General features: G+C 53.3%; 33 protein-coding genes. 1 reads left to right on the top strand and 32 read right to left on the bottom strand.

Annotated elements, in window-relative coordinates:
- Positions 1 to 72: 72 nt before the first annotated feature.
- Positions 73 to 369, bottom strand: coding sequence for a phasin family protein (locus F6V25_RS11345; protein ID WP_151128681.1), 297 nt, complete (start codon positions 367 to 369; stop codon positions 73 to 75).
- Positions 370 to 655: 286 nt separating this feature from the next.
- Between F6V25_RS11345 and F6V25_RS11340 the strand changes: the two genes are divergently transcribed.
- Complete coding sequence (locus F6V25_RS11340) at positions 656 to 1108, top strand: YaaR family protein (RefSeq protein ID WP_151128680.1); 453 nt, start codon at positions 656 to 658, stop codon at positions 1106 to 1108.
- Between the two features lie 101 nt (positions 1109 to 1209).
- Here the strand turns inward: F6V25_RS11340 and rplQ are convergent, their stop codons facing one another.
- The 31 genes from rplQ to F6V25_RS11185 form a co-directional block, all read right to left on the bottom strand.
- Complete coding sequence (rplQ, locus tag F6V25_RS11335; protein WP_151128679.1) at positions 1210 to 1740, bottom strand: 50S ribosomal protein L17; 531 nt, start codon at positions 1738 to 1740, stop codon at positions 1210 to 1212.
- A 39-nt stretch (positions 1741 to 1779) separates the two neighbouring features.
- Entirely contained in the window at positions 1780 to 2802 is a 1023-nt protein-coding gene (locus F6V25_RS11330) for a DNA-directed RNA polymerase subunit alpha (RefSeq protein WP_151128678.1), read from the bottom strand.
- A gap of 75 nt (positions 2803 to 2877) precedes the next feature.
- Positions 2878 to 3504: a 30S ribosomal protein S4 gene (rpsD, locus tag F6V25_RS11325; RefSeq protein WP_151128677.1), complete on the bottom strand. Its 627-nt coding sequence runs from the start codon at positions 3502 to 3504 to the stop codon at positions 2878 to 2880.
- A gap of 30 nt (positions 3505 to 3534) precedes the next feature.
- Complete coding sequence (rpsK, locus tag F6V25_RS11320; protein WP_149309284.1) at positions 3535 to 3930, bottom strand: 30S ribosomal protein S11; 396 nt, start codon at positions 3928 to 3930, stop codon at positions 3535 to 3537.
- Positions 3931 to 3955: 25 nt separating this feature from the next.
- Positions 3956 to 4324, bottom strand: a complete 369-nt coding sequence (rpsM, locus tag F6V25_RS11315) for a 30S ribosomal protein S13 (protein WP_149309286.1) — start codon at positions 4322 to 4324, stop codon at positions 3956 to 3958.
- Positions 4325 to 4346: 22 nt separating this feature from the next.
- On the bottom strand, positions 4347 to 4460 hold the full coding sequence (gene rpmJ, locus F6V25_RS11310; RefSeq protein ID WP_149209915.1) for a 50S ribosomal protein L36: 114 nt from the start codon (positions 4458 to 4460) through the stop codon (positions 4347 to 4349).
- 22 nt (positions 4461 to 4482) lie between these two features.
- Positions 4483 to 5229 carry a type I methionyl aminopeptidase gene (gene map, locus F6V25_RS11305; RefSeq protein ID WP_151128676.1) on the bottom strand — a complete coding sequence of 249 codons (747 nt, stop codon included), beginning with the start codon at positions 5227 to 5229 and terminating at the stop codon, positions 4483 to 4485.
- Positions 5216 to 5878, bottom strand: a complete 663-nt coding sequence (locus F6V25_RS11300; protein WP_151128675.1) for an adenylate kinase — start codon at positions 5876 to 5878, stop codon at positions 5216 to 5218. The genes map and F6V25_RS11300 overlap by 14 nt, the downstream gene beginning before the upstream one ends.
- Before the next feature lies 1 nt (position 5879).
- A complete protein-coding gene (gene secY / locus F6V25_RS11295; protein ID WP_151128674.1) occupies positions 5880 to 7187 on the bottom strand; it encodes a preprotein translocase subunit SecY in 1308 nt (435 codons plus the stop codon).
- Positions 7187 to 7630, bottom strand: coding sequence for a 50S ribosomal protein L15 (gene rplO / locus F6V25_RS11290; RefSeq protein WP_151128673.1), 444 nt, complete (start codon positions 7628 to 7630; stop codon positions 7187 to 7189). The genes secY and rplO overlap by 1 nt, the downstream gene beginning before the upstream one ends.
- Positions 7631 to 7644: 14 nt before the next feature.
- Complete coding sequence (gene rpmD, locus F6V25_RS11285) at positions 7645 to 7824, bottom strand: 50S ribosomal protein L30 (RefSeq protein WP_149209910.1); 180 nt, start codon at positions 7822 to 7824, stop codon at positions 7645 to 7647.
- 20 nt (positions 7825 to 7844) lie between these two features.
- Positions 7845 to 8333 (bottom strand): 30S ribosomal protein S5, encoded by a 489-nt coding sequence (gene rpsE / locus F6V25_RS11280; RefSeq protein WP_151128672.1) that lies wholly within the window; start codon positions 8331 to 8333, stop codon positions 7845 to 7847.
- A gap of 20 nt (positions 8334 to 8353) precedes the next feature.
- Entirely contained in the window at positions 8354 to 8719 is a 366-nt protein-coding gene (gene rplR / locus F6V25_RS11275) for a 50S ribosomal protein L18 (protein ID WP_149309296.1), read from the bottom strand.
- A 19-nt stretch (positions 8720 to 8738) separates the two neighbouring features.
- The gene (gene rplF, locus F6V25_RS11270) at positions 8739 to 9278 is read right to left on the bottom strand and encodes a 50S ribosomal protein L6 (protein ID WP_151128671.1); all 540 of its coding nucleotides are present in this window, start codon (positions 9276 to 9278) and stop codon (positions 8739 to 8741) included.
- A 26-nt stretch (positions 9279 to 9304) separates the two neighbouring features.
- Entirely contained in the window at positions 9305 to 9703 is a 399-nt protein-coding gene (gene rpsH / locus F6V25_RS11265; RefSeq protein WP_151128670.1) for a 30S ribosomal protein S8, read from the bottom strand.
- Positions 9704 to 9744: 41 nt separating this feature from the next.
- Positions 9745 to 9930 (bottom strand): type Z 30S ribosomal protein S14, encoded by a 186-nt coding sequence (locus F6V25_RS11260; RefSeq protein WP_149309302.1) that lies wholly within the window; start codon positions 9928 to 9930, stop codon positions 9745 to 9747.
- Between the two features lie 17 nt (positions 9931 to 9947).
- Positions 9948 to 10487 (bottom strand): 50S ribosomal protein L5, encoded by a 540-nt coding sequence (gene rplE, locus F6V25_RS11255; protein ID WP_149309304.1) that lies wholly within the window; start codon positions 10485 to 10487, stop codon positions 9948 to 9950.
- A gap of 21 nt (positions 10488 to 10508) precedes the next feature.
- On the bottom strand, positions 10509 to 10835 hold the full coding sequence (gene rplX, locus F6V25_RS11250) for a 50S ribosomal protein L24 (protein ID WP_149309306.1): 327 nt from the start codon (positions 10833 to 10835) through the stop codon (positions 10509 to 10511).
- A 19-nt stretch (positions 10836 to 10854) separates the two neighbouring features.
- Positions 10855 to 11223, bottom strand: a complete 369-nt coding sequence (gene rplN, locus F6V25_RS11245; RefSeq protein WP_149209902.1) for a 50S ribosomal protein L14 — start codon at positions 11221 to 11223, stop codon at positions 10855 to 10857.
- A 17-nt stretch (positions 11224 to 11240) separates the two neighbouring features.
- Positions 11241 to 11498: a 30S ribosomal protein S17 gene (gene rpsQ / locus F6V25_RS11240; protein ID WP_149209901.1), complete on the bottom strand. Its 258-nt coding sequence runs from the start codon at positions 11496 to 11498 to the stop codon at positions 11241 to 11243.
- Between the two features lie 10 nt (positions 11499 to 11508).
- Positions 11509 to 11697, bottom strand: coding sequence for a 50S ribosomal protein L29 (gene rpmC, locus F6V25_RS11235; RefSeq protein WP_149309308.1), 189 nt, complete (start codon positions 11695 to 11697; stop codon positions 11509 to 11511).
- Positions 11687 to 12109 (bottom strand): 50S ribosomal protein L16, encoded by a 423-nt coding sequence (rplP, locus tag F6V25_RS11230; RefSeq protein ID WP_149309310.1) that lies wholly within the window; start codon positions 12107 to 12109, stop codon positions 11687 to 11689. The genes rpmC and rplP overlap by 11 nt, the downstream gene beginning before the upstream one ends.
- A 33-nt stretch (positions 12110 to 12142) precedes the next feature.
- Positions 12143 to 12775 carry a 30S ribosomal protein S3 gene (gene rpsC / locus F6V25_RS11225; RefSeq protein ID WP_149209898.1) on the bottom strand — a complete coding sequence of 211 codons (633 nt, stop codon included), beginning with the start codon at positions 12773 to 12775 and terminating at the stop codon, positions 12143 to 12145.
- 19 nt (positions 12776 to 12794) lie between these two features.
- Positions 12795 to 13130, bottom strand: coding sequence for a 50S ribosomal protein L22 (gene rplV, locus F6V25_RS11220; RefSeq protein WP_149309312.1), 336 nt, complete (start codon positions 13128 to 13130; stop codon positions 12795 to 12797).
- Between the two features lie 15 nt (positions 13131 to 13145).
- Complete coding sequence (rpsS, locus tag F6V25_RS11215; protein WP_149309314.1) at positions 13146 to 13424, bottom strand: 30S ribosomal protein S19; 279 nt, start codon at positions 13422 to 13424, stop codon at positions 13146 to 13148.
- A gap of 22 nt (positions 13425 to 13446) precedes the next feature.
- Positions 13447 to 14271 carry a 50S ribosomal protein L2 gene (rplB, locus tag F6V25_RS11210; RefSeq protein WP_149309316.1) on the bottom strand — a complete coding sequence of 275 codons (825 nt, stop codon included), beginning with the start codon at positions 14269 to 14271 and terminating at the stop codon, positions 13447 to 13449.
- Positions 14272 to 14293: 22 nt separating this feature from the next.
- Positions 14294 to 14578, bottom strand: a complete 285-nt coding sequence (locus tag F6V25_RS11205; RefSeq protein WP_149209894.1) for a 50S ribosomal protein L23 — start codon at positions 14576 to 14578, stop codon at positions 14294 to 14296.
- Entirely contained in the window at positions 14575 to 15198 is a 624-nt protein-coding gene (gene rplD, locus F6V25_RS11200) for a 50S ribosomal protein L4 (protein ID WP_149309318.1), read from the bottom strand. Before rplD ends, F6V25_RS11205 begins: the two co-directional genes overlap by 4 nt.
- 21 nt (positions 15199 to 15219) lie before the next feature.
- The gene (gene rplC, locus F6V25_RS11195) at positions 15220 to 15849 is read right to left on the bottom strand and encodes a 50S ribosomal protein L3 (RefSeq protein WP_149309320.1); all 630 of its coding nucleotides are present in this window, start codon (positions 15847 to 15849) and stop codon (positions 15220 to 15222) included.
- Between the two features lie 28 nt (positions 15850 to 15877).
- On the bottom strand, positions 15878 to 16186 hold the full coding sequence (gene rpsJ, locus F6V25_RS11190) for a 30S ribosomal protein S10 (protein WP_149209891.1): 309 nt from the start codon (positions 16184 to 16186) through the stop codon (positions 15878 to 15880).
- Between the two features lie 18 nt (positions 16187 to 16204).
- The coding region (locus tag F6V25_RS11185) for an EF-Tu C-terminal domain-related protein (RefSeq protein ID WP_476739188.1) at positions 16205 to 16518 on the bottom strand (314 nt) is incomplete at its 5' end.

The following is a 16518-nucleotide window of genomic DNA, read 5'->3' as shown; positions in this document are numbered from 1 at the left end:
CAGCATGCCGCCATGCTCCCCAGCTGTACTTGGTACGCACGGGTCCGGCATCGCGGAATTCGAGCGGCAAGCTCAGCCGTTGTTGCGGGCTTCCAGCTCCTGCACCCTGGCGACCAGACGTTCATACTCATCGCGCGAGACCAGGCCGAGCTTGTCCACCACCTTACGGACCTCGGTCTCCGCCATCTCCCTGATCTTGTCCTTGCTCTCCTGGGCGATGCCTTGAACCCGGTCAACAAAACTCCGCCCCTCATCCTCGCTGACCTTGTATTTTTCTTTCATCTCGCTTACCAGCTCTTCGGCCTTTTTCTGGGTGATGGCAGCGGCCCCGATAGCGGTCATAACCGTCTTTTCCAATAAGTCCAGCATGCTCAGCCCTCCTTGTCTCCAGACGTGTAAAGCGCGGCAACGGCTGCAAGCATATCACAAGCAGCAAACGATGCAAATGTGATTGTTGCATTTTTGCCGCAATTGCCTCTGAGGCGGAGAGTATGGTATGGTAGCGGAAAAGCGCGACAGACGCCGAGTTGCAAGCGAAACAAGTATGGGGCGGCGAGGAGAAGGCGACGGGGGCGTGCCTGACAGCGCGCTGAGGAGCCGACGACGAAAGCCGACAACGTAATCGTTTGATGACGATTTGGCAGGAGAGGTGTGAATGCGGATCAGGGATGCTGTGGCAACGCCGGGGCTCGGGAAACAGAGCAAGAATTCACCCACCGTGAAGAGTGGCGCCGGCACCAGTTCGCTCTTCGCAGCCGAGTTGACCAACCAACAGTTCGATATGACATCGTATGAGCAGGAGGTGGAGAACCTGCGCCAGGAAATAGGGATGGTGGGAGACAAGCTGGCCGATGAACCGACTCTGCCCAACTTCAAGCGTTTCCGCGACCTTCTGAGCCAACTGGCCAAAAGGATTTCCAATGAAGCCTATCGCCTGGAAAAGATCGGAGGGACGCCGCAGAACCCGCGCACTTTCGAGATCATCACGGTCATCAACGCCGAGGCGGACAAACTCTACAATCTCATCATTAAGGACAACCGGGACAATATGGCCATAACCGCCAAGGTCATCGGCATCAAGGGGCTGGTGGTCGACTTGATAACCTGATCCCGCAGCGGGCCGAAATGGTTGGCGCGACAAACAAAAAAAGGCAAGGGAAAACCCTTGCCTCTTTCGCATAAATATAGCGTACGGGGAGCAGCAGGCGCTTAGTCGGCCTTGGCCTCGCACACCTCTTCCGGCTCCACAATCGTGGTCTGAACGGCAGCCGGTTCGGTTGCAGCTTCCGCGGCAGCGGCAGGGGCTGCCTTCTTGGCCGCAGGCTTACGGGCAGGTGCCTTGGTCGCCTTCGGAGCAGTCGCCGGAGCCTTCGCGGTCTTCATCTCTTCCTCCACCAACTCGATCAAAGAGATCGGAGCGGTGTCTCCCTGGCGAATACCCAGTTTTATGATGCGCGTATAGCCACCGGGGCGGTCCTTGTAACGCGGAGCAATAGCCGAAAACAGCTTCGTCACGACGGACTTTTCACGGATATATGATGCAGCCTGCCGCTGGGCATGCAGATCGCCACGTTTGCCAAGAGTGATCATCTTTTCGGCAACGGAGCGTATTTCCTTTGCCTTGGCATCGGTTGTCGTGATCTTTTCATGGTTCAAGAGCGAGGTGACCATATTCCGGAACATCGCTTCGCGATGGCTCGTTTTCCTGCCAAGTCTCCTGCCCGCTTTGTTATGACGCATAACGCATTCCTTTCTGAAACGAGTGGCTAATCCTGGGTATTACTCTTCTTCCTTCTTTTCGCCACGCAGGCGGCGCATGATCTCCGGATCGGGGAATTCATCCAGCTTCATGCCGAACGTCAGCCCCATATCGCTGAGAATGTCTTTGATCTCATTCAGGGATTTGCGGCCGAAGTTCTGGGTCTTCAGCATCTCTGCCTCGGACTTGGAAACCAGCTCGCCGATCAACTTGATACCTGCGTTTTTAAGGCAGTTGGCCGACCGCACCGAAAGTTCCAGTTCATCCACCGTGCGGTACAGGTTTTCGTTGATCTTATCCTTCTCTTCCTGGGACTCTTCAACCTGGTCCGGTTCCGACTCTTCGTCGAAATTGATGAAGATGCTCAGCTGTTCCTTCATGATCTTGGCGGCATAGGCCACCGCGTCTTCGGGATTCGCACTGCCGTCGGTCCAGACTTCGAGGGTCAGCTTATCGTAATCCGTCATCTGGCCGACACGGGCGTTGGATACGTTGAAGTTAACCTTCTTGATGGGCGAATAGATGGCATCGATGGGGATGGTGCCCACCGGGGCCTTTTCATCGCGGTTACGATCGGCCGGGACGTAGCCCTTGCCCATCTTGACCGTCATCTCGACCTCGAGATTGGCATCCTTGCCACAGGTCAGGATGTGGTGTTCGGGATTCATTACTTCTACGGAATGACCGACGAGGATATCGCCCGCCGTAATGATTCCTTCACCTTTATGTACGATTCGTATAGTCGCCTGGTCAGCGGTATGCAGCTTGAGCCGCACGCCTTTGAGATTCAGGATGATATCGGTAACGTCCTCGGTCACGCCTTGAATAGTGGAAAATTCGTGTAAAACGCCCTTGATGCGAACCGAAGTTATGGCCGCACCCTGGAGGGTTGACAGGAGAATCCTTCGCAAGGAGTTACCGAGTGTGGTGCCAAACCCGCGTTCAAAAGGTTCAGCGTAAAACTTACCATATGTATTTGAAAGAGATTCTTTTTCGACTTGAAGCTGTTTTGGCCTGATCAGATCTCGCCAATTTTTATACATTACAACCTCCTCCGGAGGATTAGTGTCCGGTCATGGACATCAGACGCGAGACGCGCCGCGCAGGTCTCCCGGGAATTACTTCGAGTAAAGCTCGACGATCAGCTGTTCCTGGATCGGGGTCGTAACATCTTCACGAACCGGCAGGGTTTTGATGAGGCCCTTGAAGGCATCGCGATCAAGTTCGACCCACTGGGGAACACCACGCCGCACGACCGCTTCCAAAGAATCGGTGACAGCAACGATCTTCCTGCTCTTCTCACGGAGTTCGATGACATCGCCCACCTTGAGCTGAATGGAGGGGATATTCACCTTGCGGCCGTTGATGGTGAAGTGACCGTGACGGACAAGCTGACGCGACTCAGTGCGGGAAGAGGCAAATCCCAGACGATAAATCACATTATCAAGACGCCGCTCAAGCAGGGACAGCAGGTTTTCACCGGTAACCCCTTTCATGCGGTCAGCTTCCTGAAAGTATGCACGGAACTGTTTTTCCAAAAGGCCGTAGATACGACGGACCTTCTGCTTCTCACGAAGCTGCACGCCGTAATCAGAGGTTTTTGAACGGCCTTGGCCATGCTGCCCCGGGGGATAATTGCGGCGCTTGATGGCGCACTTATCCGTGTAGCAGCGTTCCCCTTTCAGAAACAATTCCATGTTTTCTCTTCTGCACAGACGGCATGAAGGTCCTGTATAACGAGCCAATGAAAACCTCCTTGATATGAATGACGCGAGTTAAACTCTTCTACGTTTGGGGGGGCGACAACCGTTATGGGGAATCGGTGTCACGTCCTTGATGAAACTGATCGCAAAGCCTGCGGCCTGAAGGGCGCGAAGGGCGGACTCACGGCCGGAACCGGGACCCTTGACATACACCTCAACACTGCGCATGCCGTGCTCCTGGGCTTTTTTCACGCAATCCTCGGCAGCGATCTGAGCGGCGAAGGGCGTACTCTTGCGGGAGCCCTTGAAGCCTTTGGCGCCGGCAGTGGACCAGGCCACGACGTTGCCGACCGGATCGGTGATCGTGATGATCGTATTGTTGAATGTCGCCTGGATATGGGCAACACCGTTGGATATATTTTTACGTTCCTTCTTCTTGCGTACGACTTTCTTCGCAGGACTTGCCATTCGAATTCTCCAGAGCTAAATGGGATTATTTCTTTTTGCCGGCCACGGTGCGGGCAGGACCTTTACGCGTACGGGCATTGGTCTTGGTGCGCTGGCCACGGACAGGGAGGCCTTTTCTGTGACGAAGGCCGCGATAACAGCCAAGATCCATGAGCCGCTTGATATTCATCGAAATATCACGACGAAGATCCCCTTCGACCTTACAGTTGCGGTCGATTTCGTCACGAATACGGGAGACTTCGGCTTCAGTCAACTTGTCCGTGCGGGTGTCGGGATCTATCTGTGTGGAGGCAAGGATCCGTTCTGCTGCCGAGTTACCGATACCATAGATATAGGTCAGAGCAATAACGATCCGCTTGTTTTTTGGTAAGTCAATACCTGCAATGCGTGCCAATTGAAAATCCTCCTTTAGTTACTCACCCTTGACGCTGAGAATGCTTAGGGATGTCACAGATAACACGAACCACACCCTTGCGTTTGACGATCTTGCATTTGTCACAAATTTTCTTAACCGATGCTCGTACTTTCATATTACTCCCCTTCACGTGCTTGCTAAATGCGTGTCAGAATATCAGGACCCTTATCGGTTATAGCAACCGTGTGTTCAAAATGCGCTGAAAATCCGCCGTCGCGTGTGATGGTCGTCCAGCCGTCTTCAAGCACCTCGACCTCATACGACTTTTCGTTGACCATGGGCTCTATCGCCAGCACCATGCCCGGCTTGAGTCTTACGCCGGTGCCCGCGGCGCCGAAGTTGGCCACCTGCGGTTCCTCGTGGAGTTTCCTACCGATGCCGTGTCCGACAAAATCACGTACGACAGAAAATCCTTGTGCCTCAACGTGCGCCTGAACCGCATGGGAAACGTCGCCCAACCTGCCGCCGGCCACCGCCTTGTCTATGCCGGCATAGAGAGACTCTTCCGTCGCCTTAAGCAGCGTATTGATACGGGCCGGCACCGTTCCCACCGGAATGGTCAGGGCGGAGTCGCCATAAAACTCGTTGTACAGGACACCAAAATCAAGGCTGATAATATCCCCCTCTTTCAAGGGCGTTTTCGTTGGCATCCCGTGCACGACCACATCGTTGGGGGAGCAGCATAACGCGTTGGGATACTTGCAGTACCCCTTGAAAGCGGGCTTTGCCTTGCGGCGTCTGGTTTCGGAATCGGCAAACTCATCAAGTTCTGCGGTTGTTACCCCCGGTTTTACCCGTTCGCGGAGCAGGAGGAGTATTTCTGCAACTATCTTGCAGGCGTCTCGCATTTTCTCAATCTCACGAGGAGATTTAAGGACGATCACCGGCGCTGCCTTTCAATAGAGAACATATCTGCCCCTGAATGTCTTGGATCGTACCGTTGCCGTCAATATGACGCATCAAGCCCCGCTGCTCAAAATACTCTTTAAGCGGTGAGGTCTGCTGACGATACACATCCAGACGATTCTGAACCGTTTCCACACGGTCGTCATTACGCTGAACCAGCGCGGAACCGCAGACATCGCAGATTCCGGCGACCTTCGGCGCATCATAGGCTACATGATACCCCTTGCCGCACGAAGGACAGGTACGCCTGCCGGAAAGCCGCTGAACGATCTCGGCGCTGTCCACATCGAGCGAAATAACGTGATCGATGTGCTTGCCCAACCCATCAAGCAACGAGGCAAGGGCATCGGCCTGGGGCGTCGTACGCGGGAAACCGTCGAGAATAAAACCATCACGGCAGTCCGGTTCGGAAATCCGCTCCTTGACCAGCCCAAGAACAATCTCATCGGAAACGAGCCCACCAGCATCCATGATCGACTTGGCGGCTACGCCGAGCGGCGACTGCGCCTTGACGGCGGCACGAAGCATGTCGCCGGTCGAAATCTGGGGAATGCCGAAGTGCTCAACAATAAATTGCGCCTGGGTACCTTTACCGGCCCCCGGAGGGCCAAACAGGATGACATTCATCCTATTTTCTCCCTCTGATCCTGACACCCTTCAAGAACCCTTCGTAATTGCGGGTAATGAGGTGCGACTCGATCTGGGCGACCGTATCCATGCCAACGCCAACCGCAATCAACAGGGCGGTCCCTCCAAAGTAGAACGGAAGATTGAACTTCCCGATCAAAATCGAGGGCAACACACACACCAGTGATATATAGATGGCACCGGCAAACGTGAGTCGCGTCAAGACGCTGTCCATAAAGTCAGACGTCTCTTTCCCCGGCCTGATGCCTGGGATATAGCCGCCATGCTTTTTGACATTCTCGGCAACATCTACCGGGTTGAATGTTACAGCCGTGTAGAAATAACAGAAGAAGACGATGAAAGCAACAAAAAAGAGATCATATACAAAATTGCCCGGCGTTAAACTTTTGGCCGCCTTCTGCACCCAGGGTACATTGATGAAGTTGGCTACCGTTGCCGGAAACATGATGATCGACGATGCGAAGATCGGCGGTATGACGCCCGCCATATTCACCTTCAACGGGAGATGGGAGGTTTGTGCGTTGAATGTCTTCAGCCCCACCACCCGTTTGGCGTAGTGGATGGGAAGACGGCGCTGCCCGCGCTCCACAAAGACGATGGCGGCAATGACAACGAACATCAGAGCAAGCACGAAGATGAGCACGAACAGGGACAGCTGTCCGGCGTTCAGCAGCCTGGCGGTGTTGCTCAGTGCCGTCGGAATCCTGACGACAATCCCGGCAAAGATGATCAGAGAGATACCGTTGCCGATCCCTTTTTCGGTCATCTGCTCACCAAGCCACATGATGAATGCCGTACCGGCCGTGAGGGTGATGACCGTCATCAGGCGGAAGCTCCAGCCCGGGTTGGGGACAACCAGTTCGCCGGCAGGGCCGCGCATGCTCTCCAGACCGATGGCAATGCCGAGACCTTGCACAAAACTGAGCACGATGGTGCCGTAGCGCGTATACTGGATGATCTTCTTGCGGCCGGACTCCCCTTCCTTCGAGAGTTTCTCAATGGCCGGAACTACAACCGTCAGCAGTTGGAAGATGATCGACGAAGAGATGTACGGCATGATGCCCAGGGCAAATACCGTCAAACGTTCAAGTGCACCACCAGAAAACATATCGAACATGCCGAGGAGCGTCCCCTGGGCCTGCTTGAAAAAATGCGCCAGCGCAAGTCTATCGATACCGGGTGTGGGTATGTGACAACCGACACGATAGACAGCCAACATCCCCAAGGAAAAAAACACACGTTTCTTCAACTCGGGGATCTTGAAAATATTCTGGAGTGCGTCGAACACTAGGCCTTCTCCTCGACAGATCCGCCTGCGGCAACAATTTTCTCTTTGGCGGATTGGCTGAATTTATTGGCAGTGACCTTAAGAGATTTCGTAATATCGCCGTTACCAAGGATCTTGACCAGACCGTTGGTGCCCTTTATCAGGCCCTTAGCCGCAAGTGCAGCGGCATCCACTTCAGCGCCAGCCTCGAATATGTCGAGTTGGCTGAGGTTCACCACAGCATACTCAACACGCTCAAGAGGCGTAAAACCACGCTTCGGCAACCTGCGCTGCAAAGGCATCTGGCCGCCTTCGAAACCGGCTTTAATGCTGCCGCCGGAACGCGCTTTCTGTCCCTTGTGGCCCTTTGTGGCGGTCTTGCCATGCCCGGAACCGGTGCCGCGACCGATGCGTTTTCTATCTTTTGTCGATCCCAGTGCGGGTCTCAGTGTGTTCAAATCCATATATTCCACCCCTTTTACTTCGTCACTTTCAGCATGTGGCCGACTTTATTGATCATACCCTGTACTTCCGGGGAGTCGGGCCGGGTAACTGTCTGGTTGAGACGGGAAAGGCCGAGGCCGGCGACGATATCGCGATGCTTCTTGGTTTTCCCGATAGTGCTCTTAATGAGTGTGATTTGCAACGTGCTGCTCATGGTATCCTCACTTCAATCGATTATTCGGTTAGTCCACGGCGTGCGGCGATCTCTTCAGGGGTCTTCAACCGCTCAAGGCCAGCGAAAGCGGCCTTCACCACATTGTGGGGGTTGTTGGAGCCAAGGCATTTGGAAAGGATGTTATTGATGCCGGCAGCCTCAAAAATGGCGCGCGCTGCACCGCCGGCGATAACGCCCGTACCAGCGGATGCAGGCTTCATCAGAAGCCGGCCGGCTCCGAACCTACCTTCAATTTCAAAAGGTATGGTCTGATGCTGGTTGACCGGTACCTTGATAAGGTTTTTCTTTGCCTGCTCGACACCCTTCCGGATTGCCTCGGGTACTTCGTTCGCCTTGCCAAGGCCATAACCGACATGGCCATTACCGTCACCTACCACGATCAGGGCAGAAAAGCTGAAACGACGACCACCTTTAACAACTTTGGCAACGCGGCTGATGTGAACAACACGGTCCGTGAGATTCAGTTCCGCTGGATTGATTCTGCTCAATGAAAGCCTCCTCGTATGCTTTAGAAACGAAGCCCGGCTTCGCGGGCTCCGTCAGCAAGTGCCTTGATTCTGCCGTGGTACAGAAAACCGTTACGGTCGAATACCACTGATGAAATACCTTTTTCGATGGCCAAGCGGGCGACTTCCTTACCAACATGGGTAGCCGCAGCAACGTTGCCCGTATAAGCAAGCTCTGCAGAGTCGGAAGTAAGGGTTGAACAGGCAACCAAGGTTACACCCTTTGTATCGTCAATCAGCTGGGCATAGATATGGCGTGCGCTCTTGAAGACGTTCAGACGGGGGCGCTCGCTGGTGCCACGAACCTTTTTACGGACACGGACTTGGCGTTTGAGACGGATGATGGTTTTAAGTGCGGTCTTTGCCACAGAAATCTCCTTATAAAGACTATTTCTTACCGGTCTTGCCGGCTTTTCTCAAGATAGTCTCGTCAGCATACTTAACGCCTTTACCCTTATAGGGCTCGGGAGCGCGGAATGATCTGATCTTGGCGGCGGTCTGCCCCACCAGTTCTTTGTCTGCCCCCTTGACGGAAACCTTGGTCATCTTGTCAACATCGATGACAATGCCTTCCGGGATCGGGAAATTTATCGGATGGGAGTAGCCGAGAGCCATAACAAGCTCTTTCCCCTTAACCTCGGCACGATAGCCGACGCCGTTGATCTCAAGATCGGTCTGAAAGCCCTTGGTCACACCAACGACCATGTTGTTGATCAGGGTGCGGGTCAGGCCGTGAGCTGCGCGTGCAGCGGTGCTCTCGTCATTTCTGGTGACTTCTATCGAGCTGTCACCGACATTGATCGTGACGCAGGACATTACCTGGCGAGCCAGCTTACCATTGGGCCCCTGTACGGAAACCAGCGTATCATCCAGAACGACCTTTACCCCTTTGGGTATCTCTATGGGGAGTTTCCCTATTCTCGACATCTCTGCATACTCCTTGATCGCAATGTTTACCAAATGGTACAGATAAGCTCACCGCCGATGCCGGCCTGACGGGCGGCATTGTCGGTAATAATCCCCTTGGATGTTGACAGGATGGCAACACCGATACCGTTCTTGACGACAGGGATATCCTCAGACTTCGAGTAAACGCGGCCACCCGGCTTACTGACGCGTTTGATCTCGTTGATCACGCTATCCTTCTCGTCAATATACTTCAAATAAATCCTCAGAACACCCTGAAGATTATCGGAAATAACCTTGTAATTTTTAATAAAACCTTCCTGCTTCAATACATTGGCTATATTGACCTTCAGGTTAGAGGAAGGGATATCGACCTTCTGCAGCTTGACCATATTTGCATTGCGTATTCTGGTCAGCATATCTGCGACTGGATCTGTCATGGACATCGTGCGTGCACTCCTATCTAGTGTACTTCAAGTTCGATTGCTTACCAGCTGGACTTGATTACGCCGGGGATCTGGCCTATAGACGCATACTTGCGAAGACAAATCCTGCACATCTGGAACTTGCGATAATATGCTTTGGGTCTCCCGCAGACCGGGCAGCGGTTATGCTGGCGGACCTTGAATTTAGGCTTACGCTGCGACTTAATGATCATTGAGGTTTTTGCCACGGAATCCTCCAGTTATCTTAGTTCCTGAACGGCATGCCCAGGTACTTGAGAAGCGCTTTGCCTTCCTCGTCGGTTTTGGCGCTTGTTACGATCGTTATATTCATACCCTTGATCTTGTCAATGGTGTCATAACTGATTTCAGGAAAAATAAGCTGTTCCTTGATGCCAAGAGTGTAATTGCCCTTGCCGTCGAATGCTTTGCCGGAAACGCCTTTGAAGTCGCGTACCCGGGGGAGCGCCACGTTCATGAGGCGGTCCAGGAATTCATACATGCGATCCCGGCGCAAAGTCACCATGCAGCCAATCGGCATGCCCTGGCGCAACTTGAAGGTCGCGATGGACTTCTTGGCTTTGGTGATAACCGACTTCTGACCGGTAATGGCGTTCAACTCAACGGTGGCGGAGTCAAGGATCTTGACGTTCTGGATAGCTTCACCAAGGCCCATATTGACAACGACCTTCTCGATGTGCGGAACTTCCATTATGTTCTTATAATTGAAATCCTTGCGCAGCTTCGCAATGATTTCGTTATCATATAATTCCTTTATACGGGCCATGGTAATGGTATCTCCTTCGAACTATTTCTCAATGGAAGCGCCGCATTTAACGCAGTTCCGTTGTTTCTCGCCATTTTCCAGCACCGTGGTTTTGGTCCTGACAGGCTTGGCGCACTTGGGACAATAGGGCATGACATTGGAGATGTGGATCGCGGCTTCTTTCTCCTTGATGGTGCCCGCCTCGTTGCCGCGTGCCTTCACATGGCGCTTGACAAGGTTGAGCCCCTCAACGATCACACCATTCTTTTTGGGCAGCAATTTAAGAACTTTGCCGGTCTTGTTCTTTTCTTTGCCGGCAACAACCATTACCGTATCGCCCTTGCTGACATGAGATTTCATGGCTTGCATCTACGTTCTCCGATTCAGATTAAAGTACTTCCGGTGCGAGGGAAATGATCTTCATGAATTTCTTGGCGCGCAGCTCTCTGGCAACAGGGCCGAAGATACGCGTTCCCACAGGCTCTTTTTGGTTATTGATAACGACGCCGGAATTATCGTCGAAACGAATATACGAACCATCGGGACGACCGAGCGCTTTGGCGGTCCTGACGATAACCGCCTTGACGACATCACCCTTCTTCACCTTCGAGTTCGGCAAAGCTTCGCGGACAGAGGCCACGATGATGTCGCCTACCCCGGCATATTTACGTTTCGAACCGCCAAGCACCTTTATGCAAAAGAGCTTCTTGGCACCTGAATTATCGGCTACATCCAGTATTGATTGCATCTGTATCATTACTCGGTACCCCTGTCCTAAGAGATGCTTTCGATGATCTGCTTCAGGCTCCAGCGCTTATCCTTGCTCAGGGGGCGACATTCGATGATCTGAACGCGGTCGCCGACCTTGCAGACATTCTGCTCGTCATGGACTTTGTATTTCACGCTGCGCTTGATATATTTGTTATAAAGTTGGTGCTTTACAAGACGGTCAACCTTGACGACAACCGTTTTTTCCATCTTGTCGCTCACCACGACACCTAACTGTGTTTTCCTGTGGCCACGTTCACTCATCAGTTGCTCCCTATGCCTTGCTCTCGGTAATAATGGTGCTGATCCGGGCAATATCTTTGCGGATAGTCTTCAGCTTGGCGGTATTCTCGAGCCTGCCGGTGTGCAGTTGGAACGTGAGGTTGAACAGTTCCTGGGTGAGCTCACCATGTTTTTTCGACAGCTCGTCGGCCGACAGATTGCGCAACTCATTAGGCTTCATGGTCGCCTCCCCTTTGTATGAACTTGGTGGAAACGGGCAGTTTATGAGCGGCGAGTCGAAGCGCCTCGCGGGCAATCTCCTCAGTGACACCTTCCATTTCATAAAGAACGGTCCCTGGTTTGACAACGCATACCCAGGAATCGGGCGATCCTTTGCCCTTGCCCATCCTGGTCTCGGCAGGTTTCGCGGTCAACGGTTTGTCCGGAAACACGCGGATCCAGATCTTGCCACCCCTTTTGACATAACGGGTCATGGCGATACGGGCTGCCTCAATCTGACGGGAGTCCACCCAGCCGCATTCGGTTGCCTGCAGACCGAACTCACCGAAGGAGAGTTCGATGCCGCGACACGGCTTGCCGGTCATACGGCCCTTCATCTGTTTTCTATGTTTTACCCTTTTAGGCATTAACATTGATGCATACTCCTGTAGCGCAAAATAAGGATGTTACTGACCGGGGAGAATTTCACCCTTAAAGATCAGAACTTTGATTCCAATGATGCCGTAGGTCGTCTTGGCTTCTGCGAACCCATAATCAATATCTGCACGCAGAGTATGCAGGGGAACGCGGCCTTCACGATACCATTCGGTGCGGGACATTTCAGCGCCGCCGAGTCGCCCGGAACAGGTGATCCTGATTCCCTTGGCCCCGAATTTGAGTGCGGATGTCACACTCTTCTTCATGGCGCGGCGGAAAGCGATCCGGCGCTCAAGCTGGAGAGCCACGTTCTCGGCGACCAGTTGGGCATCCAGTTCGGGCTTGCGGACTTCGTGGATATTGATAAACACTTCCTTGGAAGTCAGTTTAGCCAAGTCCTTTTTGATCGTCTCGACCTCGGAGCCCTTCTTACCGATGATCAGGCCCGGCCGTGCGGTATGAATGTTGATCTTGGTCTTATTGGCCGCACGTTCGATTTCAATCTTGGAAACGCCGGAATTGTACAGGCGTTTTTTCAGAAATTTCCGAATTGCCAGGTCTTCATGCAGATGCTTCGCATAATCAGCTTCCGCATACCACTTGGAGTCCCACGTTTTAACGACACCAAGCCTGAAACCTATCGGATTAACTTTTTGTCCCAAACTACACCTCCAGGAAAAACTATTTCGTATCGGAAAGAGTAACCGCTATGTGGCTGGTCGGTTTGCGAATCTTGCTGGCGCGCCCCATGGCACGCGGCGTAAAACGCTTCAACACGGCACCGCCATCTACGTATATGGTCTTCACAAACAACTTATCAACGTCGGAGACACCCTTTTGCTCTGCATTGGCAACCGCAGACGTCAGCAGCTTGGAGATAAGCTTTGCCGAAGGTTGCGGAAGAAACCGCAACGTATTGAGTGCATCCTGTATTGCCTTACCCCTGACAAGATCCACCACCAGGCGAGTCTTACGAGGCGAAAGTCGTGCAAGTGTCAATTTTGCGCTGGATTCCATTTCAAACTCCCCTGATTACTTCTTGACTTTACTCTTCTTGTCGGCGGCATGGCCGTGAAACGTTCTCGTTGGTGAAAACTCGCCCAGTTTATGGCCAACCATATTCTCGGTCACAAAGACCGGAATGAACTTGCGGCCATTGTGGACGGCAAGACTGAGGCCGATAAAATCAGGCGTAATGGTTGAGCGACGCGACCATGTCTTGATGATTTTTTTCGAGTTGGGCCCTTCAGTTTGCACCTTTTTGATCAGGTGCCCATCAACGAAAGGTCCTTTTTTTATTGAACGTGCCATGATGTATCAGCCTCTCAACGTATTATTTGGTACGCTTCTTCACAATGAAGCGATCGGAAGACTTGTTGGTCCTGGTCTTGTAACCCTTGGTGGGGATACCCCAAGGAGTTACCGGGTGACGGCCACCGGAGGTGCGCCCTTCACCACCACCATGAGGATGGTCAACCGGGTTCATGGCAACACCACGGACCTTGGGACGCTTGCCGAGCCAGCGTGAACGACCTGCCTTGCCCACGTTGACGTTCTCATGGTCGATGTTGCCGACCTGGCCGATGGTGGCGTAGCAATCCTGGAGGATCAAGCGCACTTCGCCTGACGGCAGCTTGATCTGGGAGTACTTGCCTTCCTTGGACATAAGCTGGGCAAAGGTGCCGGCGCTTCTGGCCAACTGAGCCCCCTTGCCGATCTTGAGCTCGATATTGTGGATGATCGTACCCAGCGGTATCGAACGGAGCGGCAGCGAGTTACCCGGCTTGATATCGGCCTCGGGACCGCTGATGACCGTATCGCCGACCTTGAGGTGGAGCGGCGCAAGGATGTAGCGCTTCTCCCCGTCAACGTAGTTCAACAGTGCGATGCGTGCACTACGGTTCGGGTCATACTCGATACTTGCCACTGTGGCCGGTATATTGCGTTTATCACGACGGAAGTCAATGATACGGTATTTCTGTTTGTGGCCGCCACCGATGTGACGTGCGGTAACACGGCCCAACGCGTTTCTGCCACCCGACTTCGTAAGTGAAACAAGAAGGGACTTCTCAGCCGTTGTCGTTGTAATCTCTTCAAAAGTCGAGCAGGTCTGGTGTCTGCGTCCTGCCGATGTTGGTTTATAACTCTTGATTCCCATTGTGAACCCCGAATACTAGTAATTAAACCTCAAAAAAATCTATGGACTGACCCTTCTGGAGGGTCACATAGGCCTTTTTCCAGTTGGAACGCTTGCCGAAATTCTTGCCGACGCGCTTTACCTTACCGGCCACGTTGACGGTGCGGACATCGTCTACCTTGACCTTGAAGAGCGTTTCGACAGCCTGCTTGATCTCAATCTTGTTGGCATCCCTGTCAACGACGATGGAGACCGTGTTGGAGGTGTCGCTGCCAAGCGAAGTCTTCTCCGTGACGTGAGGCTTTTTTATAATGGAATAAATGTTCATTTCTGCAACGCTCCTTCAACGGTCTGAACCGCATCCTGCGTGAAGATAATGTTCTTGTACTTCAGCATGTCGTGAACGTTCAGGGCGCTCACTTTCAGAAGCTTGACATGCGGTACGTTCCGCGCAGAAAGGTAGAGATTATTGCTTGGGCTATCGGTAACGATCAGGAACTTCTCAAGTTCGAACCGCTTCATGAAGCCGGCAAAATCCTTGGAAGAGATCTTGTCGAAATCGAGCTTGTCGAGCACCGTGATGCTTTCACTCTTGTACTGGAACGAAAGGAGCGAACAGAGTGCGGCGGCACGGGCCTTCTTGTTCATGCTCAGGCTGTAGGTCTTGGGTTGCGGACCGAATGCAACACCACCGCCCGGGTACTGGGGAGCACGACTACAACCCTGACGGGCGTTGCCGGTTCCTTTCTGCTTGAAAGGCTTCTTGCCGCCGCCGGAAACGGCAGCACGGTTTTTCACCGCCACGGTCCCGGCTCTTCTGTTGGCAAGCTGGATCCGAAGTGCCTGGTGAATGAGATACTCTTTCACCTCGGTGCCGAAGACAGTGTCCGGCAATTGCACCTCGCCAACCTGCTGTTTGTTCATGTTATAAACCGCTATCGAAGGCATACTGTTACTCCCGATTAATTACTAAGCTTTGACACTCTGTTTGATGAGGACGATATTGTTGGCATGGCCAGGGATCGCCCCTTTGATCAACAGCAGGTTATCGGCAGAGACCACACGTACCACCTGGAGCCTCTGCACGGTTACACGTTCATTGCCCAACTGCCCCGGCATCTTCTTGTTCTTGAAGACATGGGACGGGGTGGCTGAAGCGCCGATGGAGCCGGGCGCCCGGTGGAAGCGCGAACCGTGGGAAGCACGTCCGCCCTTGAAGTTCCAGCGCTTGATGACACCCTGGAACCCTTTACCGATGCTTGTCCCGGTAACATCGACGTAGTCGCCGGGCTGGAACTGGTCGAGGGTGAGGGTATCGCCAACATTCAGCTCGGCAGCGTTCGCAAGTTTGAACTCACGCAGGTACTTGAAGACACCCTGGCCGGCTTTCGTACAATGCCCCAGGAGAGGCTTCGTGGTCTTGGTGGCGTTCACCGGCTCGAATCCAACCTGAACCGCCGTATAGCCATCGCTATCGGTGTTCTTTTTCTGAACGACGACGCAGGGGCCAGCCTGAACAACCGTAACCGGAACCTTGGTGCCGTCTTCCAGGAATATCTGGGTCATGCCCAGTTTTTTTGCGATGATACCTTTCTTCATAGCCATTCCTATTCAGTCGTATTAGCCGTTACAGTTTAATTTCAACGTCCACACCGGCGGACAGGTCCAGTTTCATCAGGGCATCCACGGTCTGCTGCGTAGGATCGAGAATGTCGATCAGACGTTTGTGGGTCCGAATTTCAAACTGATCCCGGGACTTTTTGTCAACGTGCGGTCCACGGAGAACGCAGTACTTATTGATGGTCGTCGGCAGCGGGATCGGTCCGGCCACGCGGGCTCCGGTCCTTTTCGCCGTTTCAACGATTTCGCCTACCGAAACGTCCAGCAACTTGTGGTCATATGCCTTAAGGCGGATTCTGATCTTCTGGCTCTGCATTGATATCCTCGTAACGTTTTATTCGATGATCGAGCTGACGACGCCGGCGCCAACGGTACGGCCACCTTCGCGGATGGCGAAACGCAAACCTTCGTCCATGGCGATCGGGGTGATCAGTTTCACGGTCATGGCAACGTTGTCGCCAGGCATGACCATCTCAATACCAGCGGGAAGTTCGGCTACGCCGGTCACGTCCGTGGTACGGAAGTAGAACTGGGGACGGTACCCGTTGAAGAACGGGGTATGACGACCACCCTCTTCCTTGGTCAGAACGTAGGCTTCGGCCTTGAACTTGGTGTGCGGAGTGATGCTGCCCGGCTTGGCAAGTACCT

Source organism: Oryzomonas japonica, assembly GCF_008802365.1.
GTDB classification, from domain to species: Bacteria; Desulfobacterota; Desulfuromonadia; order Geobacterales; family Pseudopelobacteraceae; genus Oryzomonas; species Oryzomonas japonica.
This window is presented reverse-complemented; position numbering and strand designations above follow the sequence as displayed.